The 4843-nt window shown below is 45.4% G+C and carries 3 protein-coding genes and 1 pseudogene; all 4 read right to left on the bottom strand.

All coding sequences use genetic code 11. From position 1 onward, the window contains the following. Positions 1 to 132: 132 nt before the first annotated feature. Positions 133 to 1221, bottom strand: coding sequence for a CdaR family transcriptional regulator (locus AB5170_RS21275; RefSeq protein WP_173716296.1), 1089 nt, complete (start codon positions 1219 to 1221; stop codon positions 133 to 135). Between the two features lie 388 nt (positions 1222 to 1609). After that, complete coding sequence (locus tag AB5170_RS21280; RefSeq protein WP_148463244.1) at positions 1610 to 2479, bottom strand: YitT family protein; 870 nt, start codon at positions 2477 to 2479, stop codon at positions 1610 to 1612. A gap of 25 nt (positions 2480 to 2504) precedes the next feature. Continuing rightward, positions 2505 to 4538, bottom strand: a complete 2034-nt coding sequence (locus AB5170_RS21285; protein ID WP_368361918.1) for a nitric oxide reductase activation protein — start codon at positions 4536 to 4538, stop codon at positions 2505 to 2507. Further along, positions 4528 to 4843: pseudogene (locus AB5170_RS21290) on the bottom strand (MoxR family ATPase); the annotation flags it as partial. The gene AB5170_RS21285 and the pseudogene AB5170_RS21290, both read right to left, overlap by 11 nt.

Below are 4843 nucleotides of genomic sequence, written 5' to 3' on the forward strand. Positions count from 1 at the left end.
GTCTTGTCGTCGTGCCCGCCTCCGTGCGGGCATTTTTCAATTCAAGAGAGCGCCTCAGGCGGTCTTTCCTATAAAGTGAAAAATGCCTGCCACAAACAAATGCAGCAGGCACAGAAATTACAAATATGAAACTTAATACTCCAGAGTCTCCATATACTTCATGTATCTTACAACCATCAGCGCGATCTTGAATGTGATCGCATCCTCGAATACACGAAGGTCAAGTCCGGTGCTCTTCTGGAGCTTGTCCAGACGATAAACCAGAGTATTACGGTGAATGTAAAGCTGTCTGGAGGTCTCGGATACATTCAGGCTGTTCTCAAAGAACTTGTCGATGGTAACCAGAGTCTCCTCGTCGAAATCATCCGGGGACTTGCCGCCGAAGATCTCCTTAATGAACATCTTGCACAGCGGGATCGGAAGCTGATAGATCAGACGGCCTATTCCAAGAGAGCTGTAAGCAATAACGTCCTTCTCAGGTGAGAAAATCTTGCCTACATCAAGAGCCATTCTGGCTTCCTTGTAGGAACGGGAAACTTCCTTCAGCTCGCTTACGATAGTTCCGTATGCAATATGTGTAGTATTCTCTTTCTCAAGTCCTAAGGTATCAAGGATGGTCTGGGCAAGCTTGTCCATCTCCTCGTATCCTTCGTTCTCCTCAAGTTCCTTGACAATGATAATGCTCTTCTCATCAACAGCTGTGATAAAGTCCTTGCTCTTGCCGCCGAACAGACTCTTCACGCTCTCCATGGAGCTGTGCTCTCTCTCCTGCTCAAGCTCCAGGATCATAACCACCCGTCGAACATCAGCATCAATATGAAGCTTCTTCGCACGATTATAAATATCTACCAGAAGCAGGTTATCAAGAAGCAGGTTCTTAATGAAGCTGTCCTTGTCAAAACGCTCCTTATATGCAACGATCAGGCTCTGGATCTGGAAAGCGGCAAGCTTTCCTACCATATAAGTATCTTCATCTTCTCCGTGGGCGACCAGAATGTATTCCAGCTGGTAATCATCACAGACCTTGAAATACTGATAACCTTTCACAAGCTGGCTGGCAGCCTGGGATTCCACAAATGCCTGAATATCCTGTGGCTGAATCTCAAATTCACTGTAGGTGGACGCCAGTGTCTTGCCATCTGTGTCAATAATGCAAAACTCCGTCCTGGATATCTCCCTGAGCCCCTCAAGTGTATTCTGCAGTACCTGATTTGATATCATTACCCTTCCGTCCCTTCTTGTAAATTATAGGGCTACTGGTCTCACAGCTGTCAATGTATTCCAGGATAGTGAAAACATTGTCAAAGAGAGCAGTAACATTATATGTTCGCCGGTATACCCGGCATGAATCGCTGTCCATTAGTGCCAAAATTCGCGGTCTCAAATCTGTAATATTGCACAAAACCTCAGACAGTCTTAGGAAAATCTACTGATTCCAAAAATTCATGAACCTATTTTAATACAAAATCACCAAAAAAGGAAGAGGAAAGTAGAAAAAATTTACAAATTTCCAGCATATTTTTTTAACTTTTTCTATATCACTCCAATTTCAAGCCCTATTTTCCCCTTTTTTTGCGGTGCGCAAAAGGCTTTGGTAAAGTTTTCCTTTTTACTTACGTTCAATAAATCCCTCACCATGGACTTCACGCACGTCAGACACGATCACAAAAGCATCTGGGTCAATATGGTCCACCAGCTCTTTCAATGCCACGATCTCCTTGCGTCCCACAACGCAGTAAAGAAGCAGCTTGTCCTGGCCGGAGTACATTCCCTTTCCGTGGATTCCGGTCACGCCGCGATCCAGTTTGTCCATAATTTCTCTGGAAATCTCGTCAGGCTTGCTGGTAATGATATACGCCTGTTTGGAAAATTTCAAACCTTCGATCATGCTGTCAGATACCTTTGTCACAAGGTAAACGGCGATGATGGCATAAAGTGCTTTCTGCACACCGAACACATACATACCTACAAGTACAATGGCTCCGTCAATAAACTGCATAATCTGGGCAATGGAGTAATGGCGGAGCTTCCGCTGAAGCAGTGCCGCCATCATGTCTGTGCCCCCGGTAGTTCCTCTTCCAAGAAACACAAGTCCGATTCCAATTCCCTGGATCACACCACCATAAACGGCTGCCAGCAAAAGATCATTTCCTGCAATGTCAAATGCCGGAAGAACCGCCAGCCAGAATGACAGGCAGATTTCTCCCACCAGTGCCCTTTTCACAAACTGGAATCCACTAAGCTTCATTCCAATCAGAAACAGCGGGATATTCAGACTTAAGTTCGTGATCCACAGTGGGATGCCTCCCGGCACGACTCCCTCTGTCCACTCTTTTACCAGGATCGCAATACCGGAAAAGCCTCCGGTTACCATACCGGACATATCGAAAACACTGTTTATGGCAGTTGCCATAAGGGCTGTACCAACAATGATCATCAGATAATCCAGGAAGGCAGCTTTTTTGTTATTTTGAAACATGGCGTTACCTCCGTATTCTGCTTTCTTATTCATCATCCTCCAATTGCTTTGTAAGATATCTTCCAACGATTTTGGAAAATCCGGTAATATTCCGGATATATGCAAAATCCTTTCCAAAAATCTTCTTCTCCGTCGCCAGATCTTTCTCTTCTCCGGCGAAAACACCCAGCACGCTCACTCCCTGGCTGCGCAGCTTACGGATCTGGGCTGCAGTGTCGGTAATTGCATACTTCCCATGATACGGTGCCGGATTCTTCGCATTGGGACGATTGACAATAACATCGTAAGGACGTCCATCACTGAGAATGATCAGAATCTTTTTCTCTTCCTCCCGGTTCAGAAGGCCGTATCCTGCTGCCCGGATGGCAAGTCCGTCACGGTTGTTGGATGATGTTACATAGTTAAATATATTTTCATTTGCACTTCTTTGGTCGTCATATTCTCTGAAGCGGTGGAGAATGGTATAGTCCCAGAAGGTGCAGTAGCTCATCACTCTGTGGGGCAGCTCTGCATTGCTAAGTGCCTCGCTGATAATGTAGGCCTGCAGCGCTACCTCGCCCTGGCGGCTCATCTGGGAACCACTGGCATCGATCAGCACATCCACCACAAAATCAGAAGAATCCCCCTTCAATTCCCGCCTAAAAACCTGTGCATCACTGCTTCTTCCAAGCCGCCACAGCCTTGATGGAACAATCATTCCTCTGTCTGAAAGAATCTCCTGATTTTCACTTTTGATGACCAGTGACTTTTTCAGCATTTCTGTGAGAAGGGAGATATTCCGCTTCACAATGCGGTGTTTGTCATGATAAAGCCAGATATTCTTATTTTTCAACCTTTTTGCATATTCATACTGGTAATTTCGTTTTACCGGACTTTTCAGAATTCCCTCAGTAAAATACAGGCTGCAGTCGCTGTGGATGTCACGGCACATCAGCTGGTTTATCCGCTTCTCTTCCAGCTCGCTCAGATAAGTTTTTCCAAAATTCAGTTCCACATAGGTGTGGGCTTTTTCCAACGCCTCCGGAGGCAAAACTGTAATTTTCTGTTTCGACTGCCGTTCCTCTTCCATCTCCCGGGTGACATCCGCATTCTCCATACCCGCCACATTGGAGGTAAGCTGCTCCATATAGCTTTCCAGTGCGTCCTCATACATTTCTTCGGAAAGATAGTCGTGCCAGTCGAACTCCGTCAGATCCTCCATAGTGACAGCAAGCACCTGCTCAAGGGTTGCCTTTTTGGAAAAATCGGGGTCAGCAACTTCATTGTATACCGTGTCTATGATGCGGATTAAAGACATTGTATCCGCAGTCTCTGCTGCGCTGGAAATCAAGTCAATATAGTGATAGATTCCTTTGTATTTTCTATCTTTTTGTTCTTTTTCCGTTATATTTGTTATAGTTTTGTTTGATGCATCCGCATTTTCCCCTCTGTCAATCCGCCTTCTCAGCAGATTCACTCTCAGATAGCCCAGCTTATCTGATGCCGACGGCATAGTCTCATATTCCTGATCCAGTATGTCCTCGCAGGCTTTCCTCTGCATCTCCCAGATCCCAGGGCGCTGTTCACAGATCCGTTCTCCGATGGCTTCTTCAATACAGAGCTGCGAAACAAAGGTAAGCGCAGCTTCATCCGCGCCCATGAAGATTTTTTTCACCAGATACATTCCCAGAAAATCTTTATCGAAGAATTTCGCCAATGCGCCCTGCTTAATTCCATCATACAATGCAATATCCTTTGACCTGAGGAACAGGGAAACATCCGGCTTCATCTGCTGGGTGTAGTCCCCGCTGATGGTCCAGAGCAGATTTCGGATACGGTTTTCCAACTCTAATTGATAATCCTGGAGATTCAGTTCTTCACAGTTATCCTCTCTTGCCTGAAAATTTTCGCTTTCCTCCGCTACAGGTACTTCCATTGAAACTTTTTCTGATTTCTTATCCCCAGCTACAATTTTAATTTTTTCTTTCCCAATAGCTGATTTCTTCAAAAATTCCTCTGCATCTTCAAGATCAACCAATTTGGCAGAAATTTTTAAAGATTCGTTTTCCTTATTCTCCATAAACATCTTCCCGTGTCCAGCTTTGCGGAATTCTGGTTCGCACCACATCCTCCACGATTTCCTTCTCAAACACATCAAATGTTTTATTCACAATTCCCATGCGTACCGCCTGCCATGGGGAAAGCCCGGTACGCACAATCTTCATGGCAGCAAGCAGGCCGCGAAGATCCAGCGGCTTTGTGGAAATTTCACTGTTCATGGATTTCTGCTGCAGATCCAGAAATACTCCCATAAACTGCTCCACAGCCTCTTTCTTTGCATCCGGGAACATCCTGTTGAAAATAAATCCAAGCGTTTCCTCATTC

The organism is Ruminococcus sp. RTP21484sp1_RTP21281st1_A8_RTP21281_210402, from assembly GCF_040914025.1.
In the GTDB taxonomy this organism is placed as follows: domain Bacteria; phylum Bacillota; class Clostridia; order Lachnospirales; family Lachnospiraceae; genus Blautia_A; species Blautia_A faecis.